16 protein-coding genes are annotated in these 19,051 nt (G+C 72.5%); 9 read left to right on the forward strand and 7 right to left on the reverse strand.

Annotation, left to right across the window (positions count from 1 at the left end; all coding sequences use genetic code 11):
- Nucleotide 1 precedes the first annotated feature (1 nt).
- A complete protein-coding gene (locus tag ACQUSR_RS22205) occupies nt 2–928 on the forward strand; it encodes an acyl-CoA thioesterase (RefSeq protein ID WP_431044349.1) in 927 nt (308 codons plus the stop codon).
- Here ACQUSR_RS22205 and ACQUSR_RS22210 read toward each other — a convergent pair.
- Nucleotides 919–1,719, reverse strand: coding sequence for a phosphatase (locus tag ACQUSR_RS22210; RefSeq protein WP_431044350.1), 801 nt, complete (start codon nt 1,717–1,719; stop codon nt 919–921). The genes ACQUSR_RS22205 and ACQUSR_RS22210 overlap by 10 nt on opposite strands.
- A 154-nt stretch (nt 1,720–1,873) precedes the next feature.
- On the opposite strand from ACQUSR_RS22210, the gene speB reads away from it, so the two are divergent.
- The 3 genes from speB to ACQUSR_RS22225 all read left to right on the forward strand — a co-directional run bounded on the left by speB (nt 1,874) and on the right by ACQUSR_RS22225 (nt 4,630).
- Nucleotides 1,874–2,845, forward strand: coding sequence for an agmatinase (gene speB, locus ACQUSR_RS22215; RefSeq protein ID WP_431044351.1), 972 nt, complete (start codon nt 1,874–1,876; stop codon nt 2,843–2,845).
- Nucleotides 2,846–2,933: 88 nt separating this feature from the next.
- The gene (locus ACQUSR_RS22220) at nt 2,934–3,662 is read left to right on the forward strand and encodes a helix-turn-helix transcriptional regulator (RefSeq protein WP_431044352.1); all 729 of its coding nucleotides are present in this window, start codon (nt 2,934–2,936) and stop codon (nt 3,660–3,662) included.
- Complete coding sequence (locus tag ACQUSR_RS22225) at nt 3,659–4,630, forward strand: pyridoxal-phosphate dependent enzyme (protein ID WP_431044353.1); 972 nt, start codon at nt 3,659–3,661, stop codon at nt 4,628–4,630. The genes ACQUSR_RS22220 and ACQUSR_RS22225 overlap by 4 nt, the downstream gene beginning before the upstream one ends.
- Before the next feature lie 61 nt (nt 4,631–4,691).
- On the opposite strand, the gene map is transcribed toward ACQUSR_RS22225, so the two are convergent.
- Complete coding sequence (gene map, locus ACQUSR_RS22230) at nt 4,692–5,459, reverse strand: type I methionyl aminopeptidase (protein ID WP_431044354.1); 768 nt, start codon at nt 5,457–5,459, stop codon at nt 4,692–4,694.
- A 71-nt stretch (nt 5,460–5,530) separates the two neighbouring features.
- Here map and ACQUSR_RS22235 point away from each other — a divergent pair, with 71 nt between their 5' ends.
- Together ACQUSR_RS22235 and ACQUSR_RS22240 are read left to right on the forward strand one after the other, a co-directional pair.
- Entirely contained in the window at nt 5,531–5,812 is a 282-nt protein-coding gene (locus ACQUSR_RS22235) for a helix-turn-helix transcriptional regulator (RefSeq protein WP_431044355.1), read from the forward strand.
- Nucleotides 5,813–5,979: 167 nt separating this feature from the next.
- Nucleotides 5,980–9,876, forward strand: a complete 3,897-nt coding sequence (locus tag ACQUSR_RS22240; RefSeq protein WP_431044356.1) for an ABC transporter ATP-binding protein — start codon at nt 5,980–5,982, stop codon at nt 9,874–9,876.
- A gap of 202 nt (nt 9,877–10,078) precedes the next feature.
- Here ACQUSR_RS22240 and ACQUSR_RS22245 read toward each other — a convergent pair whose 3' ends face one another.
- On the reverse strand, nt 10,079–10,522 hold the full coding sequence (locus ACQUSR_RS22245) for a hypothetical protein (RefSeq protein ID WP_431044357.1): 444 nt from the start codon (nt 10,520–10,522) through the stop codon (nt 10,079–10,081).
- A 143-nt stretch (nt 10,523–10,665) separates the two neighbouring features.
- On the opposite strand from ACQUSR_RS22245, the gene ACQUSR_RS22250 reads away from it, so the two are divergent.
- Nucleotides 10,666–12,120 carry a S28 family serine protease gene (locus ACQUSR_RS22250; protein ID WP_431044358.1) on the forward strand — a complete coding sequence of 485 codons (1,455 nt, stop codon included), beginning with the start codon at nt 10,666–10,668 and terminating at the stop codon, nt 12,118–12,120.
- A gap of 119 nt (nt 12,121–12,239) precedes the next feature.
- On the opposite strand, the gene ACQUSR_RS22255 is transcribed toward ACQUSR_RS22250, so the two are convergent.
- The 3 genes from ACQUSR_RS22255 to ACQUSR_RS22265 all read right to left on the reverse strand — a co-directional run bounded on the left by ACQUSR_RS22255 (nt 12,240) and on the right by ACQUSR_RS22265 (nt 15,407).
- Nucleotides 12,240–14,090, reverse strand: coding sequence for a glycoside hydrolase family 3 protein (locus ACQUSR_RS22255; protein ID WP_431044359.1), 1,851 nt, complete (start codon nt 14,088–14,090; stop codon nt 12,240–12,242).
- A gap of 115 nt (nt 14,091–14,205) precedes the next feature.
- Nucleotides 14,206–14,739, reverse strand: a complete 534-nt coding sequence (locus ACQUSR_RS22260; protein ID WP_431044360.1) for a hypothetical protein — start codon at nt 14,737–14,739, stop codon at nt 14,206–14,208.
- 26 nt (nt 14,740–14,765) lie between these two features.
- A complete protein-coding gene (locus tag ACQUSR_RS22265; protein WP_431044361.1) occupies nt 14,766–15,407 on the reverse strand; it encodes a TetR/AcrR family transcriptional regulator in 642 nt (213 codons plus the stop codon).
- A gap of 92 nt (nt 15,408–15,499) precedes the next feature.
- Between ACQUSR_RS22265 and ACQUSR_RS22270 the strand changes: the two genes are divergently transcribed.
- A complete protein-coding gene (locus ACQUSR_RS22270) occupies nt 15,500–16,555 on the forward strand; it encodes a hypothetical protein (protein ID WP_431044362.1) in 1,056 nt (351 codons plus the stop codon).
- 187 nt (nt 16,556–16,742) lie between these two features.
- Nucleotides 16,743–18,110 carry an isoprenylcysteine carboxylmethyltransferase family protein gene (locus ACQUSR_RS22275; protein WP_431044363.1) on the forward strand — a complete coding sequence of 456 codons (1,368 nt, stop codon included), beginning with the start codon at nt 16,743–16,745 and terminating at the stop codon, nt 18,108–18,110.
- Here ACQUSR_RS22275 and ACQUSR_RS22280 read toward each other — a convergent pair.
- A complete protein-coding gene (locus ACQUSR_RS22280) occupies nt 18,061–18,963 on the reverse strand; it encodes a LysR family transcriptional regulator (protein WP_431044364.1) in 903 nt (300 codons plus the stop codon). The genes ACQUSR_RS22275 and ACQUSR_RS22280 overlap by 50 nt on opposite strands.
- Between the last annotated feature and the right edge of the window lie 88 nt (nt 18,964–19,051).

Below are 19,051 nucleotides of genomic sequence, written 5' to 3' on the forward strand. Positions count from 1 at the left end.
CATGAACGAAGCCCTTCAGAGCCTGGTCGATCTGCTCGACCTGGAGCAGATCGACCGGGACATCTTCCGTGGCGCGAGCCGCCCGTCCGTGGTGGAGCGGGCCTTCGGCGGCCAGGTGGCGTCCCAGGCCCTGGCCGCCGCCGGACGCACCGTTCCGGCAGACCGCGCCGTGCACTCACTGCACTCGTACTTCCTGCGGCCGGGTGACCCCCGCGCGCCGATCGTCTACACCGTCGACCGGATCCGCGACGGCCTCTCCATCAGCAACCGCAGGGTCGTCGCCGTCCAGCACGGGAAGCCGATGTTCCATCTCTCCGCCTCCTTCCAGCTGTACGAGGAGGGGTTGGAGCACCAGGAGCCGATGCCGGCGGCGCCCGATCCGCTGACCCTGCCGACCGCGCGGGAACAAGTTTCGCGTTACGCCCATCTGTTCGCGGATCCCCGGGTCATCCGGCGCATGGTCCAGGTCCGTTCCGCCGTGGATCTGCGGTACGTGGACGCACCGCCGTACGGCAGCATCGGGCAGCCCCGCGACGCCAAGTCGCAGGTTTGGTTCCGGATGAACGGCAAACTGGACGGCGATCTCGACCGGCCGCTGCTGCACGCCTGCCTGGCCACCTACGTCTCCGACATGACGCTGCTGGACCCGGTGCTGCTCGCCCACGGGCGGGGCGGCTGGGCCGTCGGTGACGTGGTCGGCGCCAGCCTGGACCACGCCATGTGGTTCCACCGGCCCTTCCGGACCGACGAGTGGCTGCTCTACGACCAGCGGAGCCCGACCGCGTCGGGCGGCCGCGGCCTCGCCAAGGGGCGGATCTTCACGCAGGACGGGCAACTGGCGGTGTCGGTGGTCCAGGAAGGCATGATCCGGGTGCCGCGGCCCAGGGCCGCGGCCGCGCCGGAGGGCGGCGGCCCGGCTCAGAACTGAGCCGTGAGTCCCGCCGCGTCCAGCAGGTAGGCCGTCATCGGGTCGTAGAACCGCGGGTTGGTCACGTGGTCGTCCAGCGGTACCACCGCCGCCAGCGTGCCCTCCGCCTCACCCAGGAACAGCGCCGGGTCGTTGCAGTCCGCGTACCCGACGGCCTTGATGCCGCGCTGTCCCGCGCAGCCCGCCCAGCCGTGGTCGGCCACCACCAGGTCCGGCAGCGGTCGGCCTTCCCGGGCGAGCCCGTCCAGGATCGCCGCCATCGGGGCGGGGGAGTGGGTGTGCCACAGCGTCGCGCCGCGCTCCAGCACCGCCACGTCGGCGAACTGGAAGACGTACCCCTCGTCCGCCTCCAGCCCACCGGGGATCTCGACGATCTCGCAGCCCGCGGCCCGCAGCGCGGCGGCCGTGGCGCGGTGGACGTCCAGCAGCCCGCCCGGGTGCCCGGTGGCGAACAGCACCCGCGCACCCGCCTCCGCGGCCTTGCGCAGTTCCGCGGCCATCCGGTCCAGGGCGCCGACCGTCAGCTCCGGGTCGATGGTGTCCTGCCCAACGCGGTGCTCCGGATCGTCGATCACGCCGCACCGCTCCGCCATGACCGCCAGCACGTCCTGCTCGTCGGCCCAGCGGTCGCTCAGTTCCAGCCCCAGCCAGTAGTGCCGGTCGCCGTTGGCCAGCTTGCGGTAGTGGGAGAGGTTGTTGTCCCGAGGGGTGGCGACGTTCCCCGCGATACGCGTCTGGACGAGGTGGTCGATCAGTTCGGGGCGGCTGGGCGCGGAGCTCGGTATCGGCATGCGGCCCATTGTCTCCCCTGAGCCAAGGAAATGGACGTGGTGTCCAAATAGCCGTCCTTGGCCTTTGGAAACGTACATGTGCGGATTCCGTTGCCCTCCCTACGCTCGATATCCGTATCCCCTGACCCCGCACCGCCAAGAGGCAGCAGCCGCCATGAGCACAGACGTCCGTGAGCCCGTAGGCCCGCTCGACTCGTCCCGTATCCCGCGCTACGCCGGGCCCGCGACCTTCGCCCGGCTGCCGCGCATCGACCAGGTCGGCGGCACCGCCGACGTCGCCGTCGTCGGCGTGCCCTTCGACACCGGGGTCTCCTACCGCCCCGGCGCGCGCTTCGGCGGCAACGCCATCCGTGAGGCCTCGCGGCTGCTGCGCCCGTACAACCCCGCCCAGGACGCCTCCCCCTTCGCGCTCGCGCAGGTCGCCGACGCCGGTGACATCTCCGCGAACCCGTTCGACATCAACGAGGCCGTCGAGACGATCGAGGAGGCCACGGACGAGCTGCTGGGCACCGGCGCCCGCCTGATGACCCTCGGCGGGGACCACACGATCGCGCTGCCGATCCTGCGCTCGGTCGCCCGCAAGCACGGCCCCGTCGCGCTGCTGCACTTCGACGCGCACCTGGACACGTGGGACACCTACTTCGGTGCGGAGTACACCCACGGCACGCCGTTCCGGCGCGCGGTCGAGGAGGGCATCCTCGACACCTCCGCTCTTTCGCATGTCGGTACCCGTGGCCCGCTGTACGGAAAGCAGGACCTGGACGACGACGCGAAGATGGGCTTCGGCATCGTCACCTCCGCCGACGTCATGCGGCGCGGCGTGGACGAGGTGGCCGACCAGCTCCGCCAGCGCATCGGCGACCGCCCGCTGTACATCTCCATCGACATCGACGTCCTGGACCCGGCCCACGCGCCGGGCACCGGGACCCCGGAGGCCGGCGGTCTCACCTCCCGCGAGCTGCTGGAGATCCTGCGCGGGCTGGCGGGCTGCAACCTGGTCTCCGCCGACCTGGTCGAGGTCGCCCCGGCCTACGACCATGCCGAGATGACCTCCGTCGCGGCCTCCCACACGGCGTACGAGCTGACCACGATCATGGCCCGCCAGATCGCCGCGTCCCGCGCCTGAGCCCCTCCGTACGCCTCTCCATCTGCGCGTACACGCTCCGCCTGTACAGCCCTTGGATGAATCGTCCAAGGGCTGTACAGTTTTTCCAGTGAGTAGTGAAGCGGACCTCATCATCGCCGCCCTCCGCCCGGTCGCCGAGGGGCTGGCGGCCACTCTGGGGCGGTCCTGCGAGGTCGTCGTACACGACTTCCGGCAGCCGGAAGGCTCCGTGGCCGTCATCGCGGGTGATCTCACCGGCCGCACCGTCGGCGGCGCCATGAGCCAGATCGGCATGGACCTGCTGCGGCAGGGCGACACCGCGCCCGACCGGCTCAACTACGTCACCCGCACTCCCTCGGGGCGCATGCTCAAGTCCTCCACCGTGGTGCTGCGCACCTCCGACGGCACCGCCTTCGGGGCCTTCTGCGTCAATCTCGACATCACGGCCCTGCGGCAGGTCCATGAGCTGGTCGGCGACCTCGTCGGCGTCGGTGACCTCGCGGCCGCGGCGGCGGGCGCCGCGGTGCCGACGACGACCTTCAGCAACGACGTGGACGACGTGGTCGACGCGGCGGTGGACGGCCTCCAGCTCGCCCAGGGCAAGCAGTGGGCGGATCTCGACCGGGCCGAGCGCATGGCCCTGTTCGCCCGGCTGGACGCCACCGGGGTGTTCGCGGTGCGCCGGGCGGTGCCCCGTGTGGCCGCCCGGCTCGGTATCTCCCGGGCGTCGGCGTACACGTATCTGTCAGACGTCCGCAAGGAGGCCGGGCAGACCGGACCGGCCGAGCGGACGTCACCGGCGGGTCAGACATCACCAGAGGAAGGCGGGTCGGCATGACCACGCAGGCGCATCAGCGGGTGACATTCGACGACATCCGCGCGGCGGCGGCCCGGATCGGCGGGGTCGCCCACCGGACGCCGGTGATGACCTCGCGGATCCTGAACGAGCGGGTCGGCGCCGAGGTCTTCCTCAAGTGCGAGAACTTCCAGCGCGTCGGCGCGTTCAAGTTCCGCGGCGCCTACAACACCATCGCCCAACTCTCCGCGGACGAACTGCGCCGCGGCGTGGCCGCGTACTCCTCCGGCAACCACGCCCAGGCCGTCGCGCTGGCCGCGCGCCTGCTGGGCGTGCCCGCGGTCATCCTCATGCCGGAGGACGCGCCCGCGTCCAAGCGCGCCGCGACCCTCGGGTACGGCGCGGAGGTGGTGGCCTACGACCGCTACACCGGCGACCGGGTGGCCATCGGGGAGAAGTTGGCCGCCGACCGCGGGCTGACCCTCGTGCCGCCCTATGAGCACCCGCATGTCATCGCGGGACAGGGCACCGTCGGTCTGGAGCTGATGGAGCAGGTCGGGGAGCTGGGCGCGCTGGTCACGCCGGTCGGCGGCGGCGGACTGATGGCGGGCTGCGCGACCGCCGCACGGGCCCTGGACCCCTCGATCCGTACGGTGGGAGTGGAGCCGGAGGCGGGCGACGACTACAAGCGCTCATTGGAGGCCGGGCACCGGATCCGGATTCCGGTGCCCCGGACGATCGCCGACGGGCAGGCGCTGGAGACCCCCGGGGAGCTGTCGTTCGCCATCAACCAGCGGGTGCTGGACGAGGTGGTCCTCGTCAGCGACGAGGAGATCCGCTCGGCGATGGCCCTGGCCTTCAACTATCTGAAGATCGTGGTCGAGCCCAGCGGGGCGGCCGGGCTCGCCGCTCTGCTCGCGGGCCGGATCGAGAAGCTCCCGCCCCGGGTGGGCGTGGTGATCTCCGGCGGCAACATCGACCTGCCGCGCTTCACCCAGCTGCTCGGGTAGCCGCCGGCTGCCGGGGTTTCGCGCTCGTACGGCTGACGGCAGCACTCGCGCGGCTTACGACTTACGGCAGCGTCAGCGCGCGGGGGCCGTCCTCCGTGATCGCCACCGTGTGCTCGCTGTGCGCGGCCCGTCCGCCGTTCGCCGTGCGCAGCGTCCAGCCGTCGTCGTCCGTCACGTACGCGTCCGAGCCGCCTGCCAGGAACATCGGCTCGATCGCGATCACCAGCCCGTGCCGCAGCGGGAAGCCGCGGCCGGGCCGCCCCTCGTTGGGGACGGGCGGGTCCTCGTGCATGCGGCGCCCGATGCCGTGCCCGCCGAAGTCGGCCGGGATGCCGTATCCGGCCGTCCGCCCCACGCTGCCGATCGCGTGGCCGACGTCCCCGAGCCTGGCGCCGACCACGGCCGCCGCGATGCCCGCCTCCAGGGCGCGCCGGGTGGCCTCGATCAGCCGCTCGTCGGCGGGGCGCGGAGTGCCGACGGTGAAGCTGACCGCCGCGTCCCCCGCCCAGCCGTCCACCACGGCCCCGCAGTCGACGCTGAGCAGGTCGCCGTCGCGCAGCCGGTAGCCGTCCGGGATGCCGTGCACGATCGCGTCGTTGACGGAGGTGCAGATGACGGCGGGGAACGGGGTCGGCGCGAACTGCGGCCGGTAGCCGAGGAACGGTGAGTCGGCCCCCGCCTCGCGCAGTACGGTGCGTGCCGCCTCGTCCAACTCGTGCAGCGTGACGCCGACGGCGGCGGCGCCGCGCGCCGCCTCCAGCGCCTGGGCCACCACCCGGCCCGCCTCCCGCATCGCGTCCAGTGCCGCGTCCGTCTTGATCTCCACCATGGCCCTCGCCCCTCCGATCCGTCGACCGATCCCGTCGACCCAATTCTTATACCGGTATTACTATCACGGTCATGGTGCGCACACCCCTCACCCCGCTGGAACGCGAACGCGGCCGTTACCTCGGTGTTCTGCTGCGGCAGGCGCGTGGCGAACGGAGCATGGCCGAGATCGCCGCCGTCGCCGGGGTCTCCGCCGAGACCCTTCGCAAGATCGAGACGGGCCGGGCCCTCGCCCCCGCCTTCGGCACCGTCGCGGCCCTGGCCGCGACGCTCGGCCTCTCGCTGGACGACCTGGCGGCGCGGTGCGCGGCGATCACGGACGTCCCCGAGGAGGCGGGCAGCGCCGCCGCCTGACCCGTTCGGCCCCGCGCTTCGGACCTCCGACGGAAGTCGTCCGGGGTGGCACCTCAGACCATCGAACGAGTTTCGTTGCGGAAGGATGAAATCCGCACACCCGTGCGTTGCAGCGTTCCGGTGGGAGTCGCCGAGGGGGCGGACGACCGAAGAGCGGGAGGTCACGGGTGCCAAGGGCGTCGATCGCGGAGGGCGAGCCAGGCTGGGTGCGGAGGCTGATTCGGTACTGCTGGCGGTACCGGCGCAACGTGCTGCTCTCTCTCGGCGCCTCACTGGCCGGGATGGCCGTCATGGCGCTGGTGCCGCTCGTGCCGAAGCTGATCATCGACGACGTGATCGTCGACCAGGAGCGGTCGCTCACCCCGTGGGCCACGCTGCTGATCGTCGCCGCCGTCGTCGTCTACGTCCTCACCTACGTGCGCCGGTACTACGGCGGCCGGCTCGCCCTTGACGTCCAGCACGACCTGCGTACCGAGATGTACGAGGCGATAACCCGGCTGGACGGCCGGCGCCAGGACGAGCTGAGCACCGGGCAGGTGGTCGGCCGGGGCACCAGCGACCTCCAGCTCGTCCAGGGCCTGCTCTTCATGGTGCCGATGATGATCGGCAATGTCCTGCTGTTCGTCATCTCCCTGGTCGTCATGGCGGTGCTGTCCCCACTGCTCACGGTCGTGGTGCTGGCCGTCGCCCCCGCCCTGTGGGTCCTCGCCTCCCGCAGCCGCACCCGGCTGTTCCCCGCCACCTGGTACGCGCAGGGGCAGGCGGCCGCCGTCGCGGGTGTCGTGGACGGGGCGGTCACCGGTGTCCGCGTGGTCAAGGGCTTCGGGCAGGAGGGCCAGGAGACCGGCAAGCTGCGCGCCGTGGGCCGTACGCTCTTCGCCGCCCGGCTGCGGACCGTTCGGCTCAACTCCCGCTACACCCCGGCCCTCCAGGCGGTCCCCGCGCTCGGCCAGGTCGCCATGCTGGCGCTCGGCGGCTGGATGGCGACGCGGGGCCAGGTCACGCTGGGCACCTTCGTCGCCTTCTCGACCTATCTCGCGCAGCTCGTCGGCCCCGTGCGGATGCTCACCATGATGCTGACCGTGGGGCAGCAGGCGCGCGCGGGCGCCGAGCGCGTCTTCGAGCTCATCGACACCGAACCGGGCCTCAGCGAGCGCCCGGACGCCCGTGACCTGCCGGCCGACGCGCCCGCGACCGTGGAGTTCGAGCACGTCACGTTCGGGTACGACGCCGAGCGCCCGGTGCTCGACGACGTCTCGCTGCGGATCGACCCCGGCGAGACCCTCGCCGTCGTCGGCGCCTCGGGCAGCGGCAAGTCAACGCTCTCCCTGCTGCTGCCGCGCTTCTACGACGCCACCGGCGGAGCCGTGCGGATCGGCGGCCATGACGTGCGCGAGCTGACTCTGCGGTCGCTCCGTGCCGCGATCGGCCTCGTACCGGAGAACAGCTTCCTCTTCTCCGACACGATCCGGGCCAACATCGCCTACGGGCTGCCGGAGGCCACCGACGCCCAGGTGCGCGCGGCGGCTCGTGCCGCGCAGGCCGACAGGTTCATCAGCGACCTGCCCGATGGATACGACACCCAGGTCGGCGAGCAGGGCCTGACCCTCTCCGGCGGCCAGCGCCAGCGCATCGCCCTGGCCCGCGCCATCCTGACCGACCCCCGGCTGCTCGTCCTGGACGACGCTACCTCCGCCGTGGACGTCCGCGTCGAACACGAGATCCACGAGGCGCTGCGCGGCGTCATGGCCGGCCGCACCACGCTCTTGATAGCCCATCGCCTCTCCACCCTCGCTCTCGCCGACCGGATCGCCGTCCTGGACGGCGGGCGGGTGGCCGACATCGGTACGCACGAGGAGCTGCGCGACCGCTGCGCCCTCTACCGCAGGCTGCTGACCGACCCCGACGAGCTCGGCGGCGTGGCACGCGACCCGGCCGGCCTCGCGGTCGGCGGCGTGCGCGACCTGGACATCGGTCTCGACTTCGAACTCGACGTCGAGGAGGAGGCGGAGTTCGACTGCGAGCCCGTCAGCGCCCACCGCAGGGTCGGGGACGGGGTGACGCCCGAGCTGTGGCGGCGCGCCGAAGAGTCCGACCGGGCCGGAACCGACAGCACCACGGGGCCCGGCGGCACGGTGGCCGGGGAACCCGGCAAGGGGGGCCCGACGCCTCCTGCCGCGCCCGCGGGCGGCGGCGGCATGGCGGGTGCGCTCGCCGGGACGCCCGCGACCCCCGACATGCTCGCGAAGGTCGCGGCCCTGCCGCCCGCCACCGACACCCCCGATGTCGACGAGGACGCCGCCGAGCGGCCCGAGAAGGCGTACGGACTGCGCCAGTTGCTGCGCGGCTTCGGCGCCCCCCTCGCCTGCGCCCTGCTGCTCGTGGGCATCGACGCCCTCGCCGGACTCCTGCTCCCCGTGCTCATCAGGCACGGCATCGACGAAGGCGTGCAGCAGGCCGCGCTGGGCGCGGTCTGGGCCGCCGCGGGACTCGCACTGCTGGTGGTACTGGGCCAGTGGGCCGCGCAGGTCGGGGAGATCCGGCTGACCGGACGGACCGGGGAGCGCGTGCTGTACTCCCTCCGGGTCAAGATCTTCGCGCAGCTCCAGCGGCTCGGCCTCGACTACTACGAGCGCGAGCTGACCGGCAAGGTCATGACCCGTATGACCACCGACGTGGACGCGCTGTCCACCTTCCTCCAGACCGGCCTGGTCACCGCCGTGGTCAGCCTGCTCAGCTTCTTCGGCATACTCGTCGCCCTGCTGGTCATCGACGTCCAGTTGGCGCTGGTGGTGTTCGCGACCCTGCCCCCGCTGATCGTGGGCACCGTCTTCTTCCGGCGGCAGAGCGTCAAGGCGTACGAACTGGCGCGGGAGCGCGTCAGCCTGGTCAACGCCGACCTTCAGGAGAGCGTCGCCGGGCTGCGGATCGTGCAGGCGTTCCGCCGCGAGGACAGCGGCCGGGACCGGTTCGCCGAGCGCAGCGACGGATACCGCCAGGCCCGCGTGCACGGCCAATGGCTGATATCCGTCTACTTCCCGTTCGTCCAGCTGCTGTCCTCCGTGGCAGCCGCTCTCGTCCTGATCGTGGGTGCCGGGCGGGTTGGCGACGGCACGCTCACCGCGGGCGCGCTGGTGGCGTATCTGCTCTACATAGACCTGTTCTTCGCCCCCGTGCAGCAGCTCTCCCAGGTCTTCGACGGCTACCAGCAGGCCAGCGTCTCCCTGCGCCGCATTCAGGAGCTGCTGCGCGAACAGACCAGCACGCCCGCCCCCGAGAAGCCGCTGCGTGTGGGCGAGCTCCGTGGCGAGGTCGCCTTCGAGGACGTGCACTTCCGCTACGGCGGCGCCGCCGGCACGGACGAGGCCGCCGCGCTGTCCGGAATCGACCTGCGCATACCGGCCGGGCAGACCGTCGCCTTCGTCGGTGAGACCGGCGCGGGCAAGTCGACCCTGGTCAAGCTGGTCGCCCGGTTCTACGACCCGAGCTCCGGCGCGGTCCGCGTGGACGGCAGCGACCTGCGTGAACTCGATCTCACCGGCTATCGGCACCGGCTCGGCGTCGTCCCCCAGGAGTCGTACCTCTTCTCCGGGACCGTTCGGGACGCCATCGCCTACGGGCGGCCGGAGGCGACCGACGCCGAGGTCGAGGCGGCCGCGCGGGCGGTCGGCGCGCACGCCATGGTGGCCTCCCTGGACGGCGGCTATCTGCACGAGGTCGCCGAGCGCGGACGCAATCTGTCCGCCGGGCAGCGCCAGTTGATCGCGCTGGCCCGGGCCGAACTGGTCGATCCCGACATCCTGCTGCTGGACGAGGCGACCGCCGCCCTGGACCTGGCCACCGAGGCGCTGGTCAACCAGGCCACGGACCGGCTGGCCGGCCGCCGCACCACCCTGGTCGTCGCCCACCGGCTGACCACCGCCGCCCGCGCCGACCGGGTGGTGGTGCTGGACCGCGGACGGATCGTCGAGGACGGCACCCATGCGGAGCTGCTGGAGCGGGACGGGCGGTACGCGGAGCTGTGGCGCACCTTCACGGGCGAGACGGAGCCGGCCGCGGCGTAACCGGACCGTCTCCGCTCAGCGGCGCGGTGGACTGTCTCCGCTCGGGGGCGAAACCGGACCGTCTCCGCTCGGGGGCATAGCCGGACCGTCTCCGCTCCTGGCCCCCCAGTCACCGCTGGGGGGCCTGCCCCTGGGCGCGACACCCGCTCGCAGTAGTGACAGTGCATCAAGCCGACAAGATCACGGTCACACAGCGTGGCGCTCAGGCTTCCATTCCACTGGCCCGTGCGATGGCCTCGACCTCGCGCCGGTCCCGTTCCCGGCGCTCCGCCTCGGCCGCCACACGCTGCCGGTGACGCTCCAGGAACTCCGGGTCGTCCGCCTGCTCCTGAGGCACCAGCATCTTCATCCCCTTGGCGTGGGGAGCGTCCCCCAGGTCGACCACCACCCGTTCGTCCTGCGCGGTCAGCAGGCCGAACAGCACCAGCAACTCGGCCTGCAAAGCCGGGGTGAACAGCGCTTTCTCCTCCGGCCCCATGCCAAGCTCGTAGGTCCCGCCGCGCACCGCCGGCGAGGTGCTCACCTCGCGCAGCAACCGCAGCAGCAGGTCCAGTGAGTCGGGGTCGATCCGATCCCGCAGCTCCGTCAGATACTGCCTCAGCCGCTCGGCACGTTCACTTCGCCCATGCTCCTCGTATCCGTCCATAGCAGCAGCATGCGCCATCACCGTCCGCTACGAAAGGGGTTGTGCCACAACTCTCCGTATCCATCAGGGTGCTTATTGGGGCTGGCGGGGCCAGGCGTACGCCGGTAGGTTCGCGGCGACCTTTGCAACCCAGGGGAGGGCGAATGCACAAGGCGCTCAGATGCCTGCTGACGTCCGCGGTGCTCATAGGCACCGTCGGAGTCACCGGCGGCACCACTCATGCGGCGGAGCATGACGGTGCCACATCCGCCGGCGCGGCGACCAACGCGCAGTCGGACATCAAGGACCGTATCCTCGCGATACCGGGGATGAGTTTCGTGGAGGAGAAGCCCTATCAGGGCTACCGCTTCCTCGTGCTCAACTACACCCAGCCGATTGACCACCGGGACCCGTCCAAGGGCACCTTCCAGCAGCGCATCACGCTGCTCCACAAGTCCACCGACCGGCCGACGGTGTTCTTCACCTCCGGCTACAACGTCAACACCAGCCCGCGCCGCAGCGAGCCGACGCAGATCATCGACGGCAACCAGCTGTCGATGGAGTACCGCTTCTTCACCCCGTCCCGGCCGCAGCCCGCCGACTGGTCCAAGCTCGACATCTGGCAGGCGGCCAGTGACCAGCACCGCCTCTACCAGGCCCTCAAGCCGATCTACGGCAAGAACTGGCTGGCCACCGGCGGCAGCAAGGGCGGCATGACGGCCACGTACTACCGCCGCTTCTTCCCGCAGGACATGGACGGCACCGTCGCCTACGTCGCGCCCAATGACGTGGTGAACAACGAGGACTCGGCCTACGACAGGTTCTTCAAGGCCGTCGGCACCAAGGAGTGCCGCACCAAGCTCGAGGCCGTACAGCGTGAGGCCCTGGTCCGCCGCGACGAGATCGTCGCCCGCTACCAGAAGTGGGCCGACGAGCAGAAGCAGACCTTCGACGTCGTGGGCAGTGCCGACAAGGCGTACGAGAACGTCGTCCTGGACCTGGCCTGGGCCTTCTGGCAGTACCACCTGGTGAAGGACTGCGGGGACGTCCCCGCGCCGACCGCCTCCACCGACGATCTGTACCGCTTCATCGACGAGATCTCCGGCTTCTCGGCCTACACCGACCAGGGCCTGGAGACCTACACGCCGTACTACTACCAGGCGGGCACGCAGCTGGGTTCGCCCACCTTCAAGACGCCGCACCTGGACGACCTGCTGCGCTACCCCGGGATCTACGCACCGCGCAACTACGTTCCGCGCGACATCCCGATGAAGTTCAAGCCGGCCGCGATGCGGGACGTCGACCGCTGGGTGCGCAACAACGCCGAGCAGATGCTGTTCGTCAACGGGCAGAACGACCCGTGGAGCGCTGAACCGTTCCGCCTGGGCAAGCGCGCCGAGGACTCCTACGTCCTCACCGCGCCCGGTGCCAACCACGGCGCGAACGTCGCCGGCCTGAAGGCCGGTGAGAAGGAGAAGGCCACGGCCGCCATCCTGAAGTGGGCGGGCGTCGCGCCCGCCGCCGTACTGGAGGGTGACAAGCCCGCCAAGCCGCTCGCGAAGCACGACGCGAAGCTGGACCGGCAGGACCTGGAGCGGGACCCGCTGCTGCGCCCCTAGCCAGGTCGTTCCACCCTCGCCGGACGGGCACCTCGCGGCCCGTCCGGCGATCGGCTTCTCCGGCGGCCGGTCAGTACGCGCCTGCCGGTCAGTTACGCGCTCGCCGGTCCGTACGCGCGTCAGTACGTCAGACCGTGGCCGACCGGGTACAGCACCCGGCCCGGGTCGTCCGCCCGCTGGATGGACACCGGAAGCCTGCCGCGCGGCCGGACCCGCCCCGCCATGACCCGGGCGGCGGCCCGCAGCTCCACGTCCGTCCACGCGTACGCGGCCAGCGACGCCCCGATCCCCGTATCCGCCAACCGGGCGATGTCGTACGGATTGCGCAGGGCGAGGTGGACCACCGGGACACCGGTCGCGGCGAGCGCCGCCACCAGTGTCCGCTGGCTGGAGGACGCGCTCACGTTGTACGTCAGCACGATCACCGCGTCCCGGCCCCGGGCCGCCGCCACCGCCGCGTCGATCCGCTCCGGCGCAGGATCGGGCCTGCCGCCGGTCCCGGTGGACAGCGCCTCGGCGGTGAATCCCAGCGCGGTCAGCGCGCGCGCCAGCACGGCCGTGGGCGGGCCGCCGGTGCCCGACGGCGCGGCCGGGTCGACACCGGCGACGAGCAGCCGCCGACGGTCGCGGCAGGACAGCGGCAGCAGCCCGTCCGGGTTGGTGATCAACGTCGTGGTGTGGTTCGCGATCCGGTCGGCGGCGGCCAGATGCGCGCGGGTGCCGACGGTGCGGTCCACGGCCTCGTCACTGGTGTACGGCGCGCTGAACAGGCCCCGGCGCGCCTTCAGCTCCAGGATGCGCAGGATCGATTCGTCCAGCCGGGCCTCGCTGATCTCGCCGCGCTCCACCGCCGTACGCAGCCCGTGCCAGGCGACGGGCAGGTCCGGCGGGTTGAGCAGCTGGTCCGCGCCCGCCTTGACGGCGAGCACCGGCACCCGGTCGTCCCCGTACTTCTCCCGTACCCCGGCCATGCCGAGCGAGTCGGTGACGATGACGCCGTCGAAGCCCAGTTCGCCGCGGAGCACGCCGGTGAGGACGGGCCGGGACAGGGTCGCCGGGTCGTCGACCGGGTCGAGGGCCGGGAACAGCAGGTGCGCCGTCATGATCGCGTCGATGCCGGCGGCGATGGCGGCCCTGAACGGCGGGGCGTCCAGCCGCTCCCACTCGGCCCGTGAGTGGGTGATCAGCGGTAGCCCGACATGGCTGTCGACGGCGGTGTCGCCATGGCCGGGAAAGTGCTTGGCGGTGGCCGCGACCCCGCCGCTCTGATAGCCCCTCACCTGCGCGGCGACCAGCTCGGCGACCGCCTGCGGATCGGCGCCGAAGGAGCGGACGCCGATGACGGGGTTGGCCGGATTGACGTTGACGTCGGCGACCGGCGCGTAGTTCTGCCGGATGCCCAGCGCGGCCAGCTCCAGGCCGGCCGTACGCGCCGCCGCGCGGGTGTCCGCGGCGCTGCCGCCCGCGCCCAGCGCCATCGCGCCGGGAAGGAGCGTGGCGGGCGCGCCGACGCGGGCCACGATGCCGTGCTCCTGGTCGGTGGAGATCAGCAGCGGGACGGGGGTGGGCTGGGCGAGCCCGGCGCGCTGGATGCCGTTGGAGAGGTCGGCGATCTGGTGCGGCTCGCGGGTGTTGTGCGCCCAGGCGAAGTAGATGATGCCGCCGACGTGGTAGGTGGCGATGAGCTCGGCGGCGTTCGCCACGCCCATCTCCTTGCGGTTGGACTCGGCGTCGGCGGGGTCGGGGTCGGTGGCCGAGTGCCCGTACACCCGCATCACGAAGAGCTGCCCGATCTTCTCCTCGGGCGTCATCCGGGCGATGAGAGCCCGTAACCGGTCGCGGCTGGGACGCGCGGCGCGCTCGGCGGCGCGGGCGTCCGGCTGCCCGCCGGCGACGGCGGCCGCGGCGGTGGCCGCCGTGGCGACCAGCAGGGACCGTCGGGAGGCGGTACGGGAGGTGGCGTGGTGCACTTGCGCTCCTTCCGTGGAAAGGGGGGTGGCAAGCGCTCTATGACACGGAGCTTCATGGCACGGAGCTTCATGACACGGAGCTCTATGACACGGATACGGGCAGTGCCCGGGCAGGTCAATGGGCGAAGCGCGGGTGCCGCGGCATCCGTTCGCTGGGCACGGAGAAGACCGCCACGGTCACGAACGAGGCGATGCACTCGGGTGGGGGAGTGGCGTGCGGGCCGGGGCGCACGTCGAGTACGTCACCCGATCGGCGCAGTGTCGCGGAGGTCCACTGGGCACAGCCGGTGGCGCCCGACCAGCCGACCAGGGTGACGCGGGAGAAGTCGGCGCCGCTCGCGCCGGCCGTGATCTCCGGCGCGCGCCGGCCGAACCGCCGCGCGAAGTCGTCGAGCTGATCGCGGTTGCGGATCACCGCCCGGGCGTGGGACGTCGCGCCCGCCCGCGAGGAGAAGTAGACGGCCTCGGTGTCGATCCGCCCGTTGGCGGGGGTGGCGGTCGCGGCGGTCGCGGTGGTCCCGGCGGGGCCGGTGGCGGTGGACGGGGAGGCGTCGGCGCGCGAGCCCTGGCCGACGCAGGCGGTCGGCAGGAGCGCCAGCGTCAGGACGAGCAGGGCCGTGGGCCAGGGATGAGGGGCAAGGGGACGCATGGGCCCATCGTCCCCGGCGCGCGGCGTTACTCGGCGGCGCGCCGCGCCCCGTTGCGCCGCCCCGGCAGCCGCATGGTCAGCAGCTTGGCCCGTGGCGCGAGCCGCTTGACCATCGCGAAGACGGACTCGGTACGGGAGCGGTCCGCGTCCAGCACCGTGAACAGGTTGACCCCGAGATAGAAGGTGATCGCCGCGTTCGCCAGGTCGCGGGGCGGGGTGAGCCGGGCCAGCGGGGTGCCGCCGATCACCCGGTCCAGTGTGGACTCGATGAACTCCAGCCAGGGTTCGGCCCGCTTCGACACCTCCTCGCGCAGCTCCGGCTTGGCCACGGCGGCCGCGACCAGTTCGGAGAAGAGCGTGATGTGGCCGCCGTCGAGGTCGTCGCGGTAGATGCGGGTGGCGGCCTCGGCCAGCTCCTCAAGGGTGCGTACCTCGGCGACGGTGGCGCCGTGCTGGGCCATGCGCTCGGCGGAGGAGCGGTCGAGGGCGGCGAGCAGCAGCTGATCGACACCGCCGAAGTGGTAGAAGACCAGCGCCGAGTTGACCCCGGCCTCCTTGGCGATCGTACGGGCGCTGGTGCCCCCGTAGCCGTGCGCCTTGAGCACGGTCGTCGCCGCCTCGACCAGCCGGTCCTTGGTGTCCTTCGAGTTCTTGGTGTCCGCCGTCACTTTGACTGTCCTCTCGCCGGTGACTCATCATACGGTTTAATCGAGTGATTAAGCCGGTCGGTTAAACCGGGCGATGAAGAAGGGTGGGGGTCATGGAGGACAGGGCGACGGAGGGCGGGGCAGAGGGCGGAGAGCCTCGGATCTCGGGAGCGCGCTGGCGGCTGATCGGTGTCCTGACCGCGCTGTTCGCCGCGATGCTGCTCTACAAGGTGCTGCACACGGGCCACCTGGAGCAGACCTCGCTCTTCTACGTCGGCCTGCCCGCCGTCATCGCGCTCAGCGTCGCGGTCGCGTGCCGCCCCAAGAGCGTCACCGGCACCGCGCTCGCCTCCGTCACGATCGGCCTGGCCCTCGCGGGTCCGCTGCTCAACGAGGGTGTCATCTGCCTGGTGATGGCCGCGCCGCTGTTCTACGCGATGGCCGCCGCCATCGGCCTCAGCGTGGACGCCGCGCGCCGCGAACGCCGAGGCGGACGAGCCCACGCGTTCGTCACGGTGCCGCTGGTCGGCCTCCTCGCCATGGAGGGCGCCGGTGCGTACGAACTGCCGCGCGACAACGCCGTGTCCGTCACCCGTACGCTCGCGGTGAGCCCGGAGGCGTATGAGCGGGCGCTCGCGGCGCCGCCGAGGTTCGACGCGCCCGAACCGCTCTTCCTGCGCATCCCGTTCCCCCGCCCCCAGCGGGCCACCGGCCACGGCCTCGACGTCGGTGACACGCGGGAGATCACCTTCAACCCGCGCAAGGCGCTGGGCATCGGGGCGCACCCGACGCCGCGCTCGATGCGGCTGGTCGTCTCCGAACGCGCGCCGGGCCGAGTCGTCTTCGACGTCGAACGCGACACGACGCTGGCCCGCTGGCTGGAGCTGCGCTCCGCCGAGGTCCGCTGGCGGGCGGCGTTCGACGGCCGCACCGAGGTGACCTGGACGCTCCGGTACCGCCGCACGTTCGACCCCGGCTGGTACTTCGGGCCGATCCAGTCCTACGGGATGAAGCAGGCCGCGTCCTACCTGTCGGACACGTTCGCGCGGGCGGCGCGGTCCGCGCAGGCGGCGCAGGCGGCGCAGGGGGAGCCGGCGGCGCAGGGGGAGCCGGCGGCGCAGGCCGGGCACGCGGAACGGGCCGGGCAGTCCGCGGGGGGCGCGCGATGAGCCCGACACGCCGGGCACTCCGGGCACTCCGGGCACTCCGGGCGCGCTGGGCACTCCGGGCGCGCTGGGCACTCCGGACCGTGGAGCGACACCGGGGGCCCGGTCGGGCCTTCCGCCGCGGCCCTGAACGGGCCCTCGGCCAGGCCCTCCGACGCGCGGGCGCGCGCGCCTGCCCCGGGGGCGCGCGATGACCGCCGACCCCGCACTCGTCCGCGCCGTCGGGCTGTTCGCACCCCTGCTGGCCACCGCCGCTGCCGCCGCGCTGCGGCCGCCCGCCCAGCGCACGCTCGCCGCCGCGATCCTCGCCACCGCCTGGCAGGTCGTCTGGCTGCCCGCGGTGAACCTGCTCGCCGTGCACGCCGGCTGGTGGACCTTCCACGCCGAGGGCGGCACCGCCGCCGGGCTCCCCGTCGACCTGATGCTCGGCTGGGCGCTGCTGTGGGGCGCCCTGCCGGTCCTCGCGGGCGCCGACCGGCTGCCGCTGCCCCTGGTCGTGGCCGCCCTCACCTGGTTCGACCTCGCCGCGATGCCGCTGGCCGCGCCCGTCGTTCGGCTCGGCGACGCCTGGCTGCTGGGCGAGGCGGTCGGTGTCGCCGTGGCTCTGGTGCCCGGCCTGCTGCTGGCCCGCTGGACCGCACACGGCAGCCACCTGGCCGTACGCGCCGGTATGCAGGTGGTCCTCAGCGGGGTCCTGATGCTGGCCGGGCCGCTGGTCCTCGTCGCGCCCCGGCTGCCCGGGGGCACCGCCGGACTGCTGACGGCCGCGCAGCTGCTGGCCGTGCCCCTGCTGCTCGGCGTCGTCGCGGTCCGCGAGTTCGTCCAGCGTGGCGGCGGGACACCCGTGCCGTACGACCCGCCGGTCCGGCTCGTCACCAGCGGCCCGTACGCCTACGTACGCAATCCCATGCAGCTGTCGATCACGCTCAGCTACGCGCTGCTCGGGGCACTCGTCCTGGACTGGCGACTGCTCGCGGCGGCGGCCAGCGCCTTCGCGTACGGTGCCGGGCTCGCCGACTGGCACGAGGGCGCCAGGCTGCGCGAGACGCACGGCGTGGCGTGGACGGAGTACCGCCGGGGGGTACGCGCCTGGCTGCCGCGCGCGCGGCCCTGGCCCGGCGCCGCCACCGCCCGGCTGTACGTCGCGGAGAGCTGCGGGCCGTGCACCGGCTTCGGCCGGTGGATCGCGCGCCGCGAGCCGACCGGGCTGGCCCTGCTGCCCGCCGAGACCCACCCCGAGCGGCTGCGCCGGATGCGGTACGAGACGGATGACGGGGCCGTGCGCGCCGACGGCGTCGCGGCGGTCGGCCGGATGCTCGGCCATCTCCACCTGGGCTGGGCGGTGCTGGGGTGGCTGCTGGTCGTACCGGGCGTCCGATGGTTCGTGCAGCTGTGCGCCGACGTGTTCGGCGCGGGGCCGCGGGAGATCCCGCATCGGGCTCCGGAGGCTGCGGAGCATCGGCCTCCGGAGCGCGACCCCGGCGGCACGAGCCCCGTCAGCTGCCCCGTCAGTGGCGCAGCGGCCAATGGTCCCGCAGCACCCGCACCGTCTCGGTGATCGCCGGGCGCCGCGCCGCGCCCGGCCGCCACAGGGCGTACAGCCGCCGTACCGGCGCCGGTTCCAGCGGGATCGCGCACACTCCCTCCGGCACCGCCGACCGGCCGAGGCGGGGCACCAGGGCGATCCCCAGACCGGCCGCGACCAGCGCGATCTGCGTCTGGTACTCGGCGACCTGGTACGCCAGATCCGGCTCGTGCCCGGAGGCGCGCAGCGTACGGACCAGCCAGTCGTGGCACACCGACCCCGGCGGCTGGCAGATCCACCGCTGGTCGGCCAGCTCGGATCGGTGCAGTACGGCGTGTCCGGCCAGCGGATGGCCGGCCGGTACCAGGACGTCCGACGGGTCGTCGCCGATGACCGCGCGCTCCACGCCGTCGGGCGCGGGCAGCGGGGAGATGTCCCAGTCGTGCGTGATCGCCATGTCGATCACCCCGCGTGCCACCAGGTCGGGGGTCAGATGCGGGTCGAGCTCGACCAGCCGGGCGTCCAGGGTCGGGTGGGAGCGTGCCAGTTCGGCGAGTGCGGACGGCATCAGCCCGCGCGCCGCCGAGGCGAACGCGCCGATGACCAGTCGGCCCGTCGGCTGGCCGCGCCGCTCCTCCAGCGCGGTCTCGGCCTGTTCGACGAGGGCGAGCAACTGCTGCGCGGTCGCCGCCAGCTGCTGCGCCGCGTCGGTCAGCACCACGCCCCTGCCCTGCCGCTCCAGCAGGGTGGTCCTGGTCTCCCGCTCCAACTTGGCGATCTGCTGGGACACGGCGGACGGGGTGTAACCGAGCGCGATGGCGGCCGCGCTGATCGAACCGTGCATGGCGACCGCGTGCAGTGCGCGCAGACGCGAGAGCTCCAGCATCCGCTCTCCTCCTCCGCTTCCCGACCTTCTTCGCTTCCCGACCTTGTAGCGATGCTGCATCCAATCATGAAGTAATCAGCGCTGGTCC

The sequence above is a fragment of the Streptomyces sp. P1-3 genome, from assembly GCF_050613155.1.
Lineage (GTDB): Bacteria > Actinomycetota > Actinomycetes > Streptomycetales > Streptomycetaceae > Streptomyces.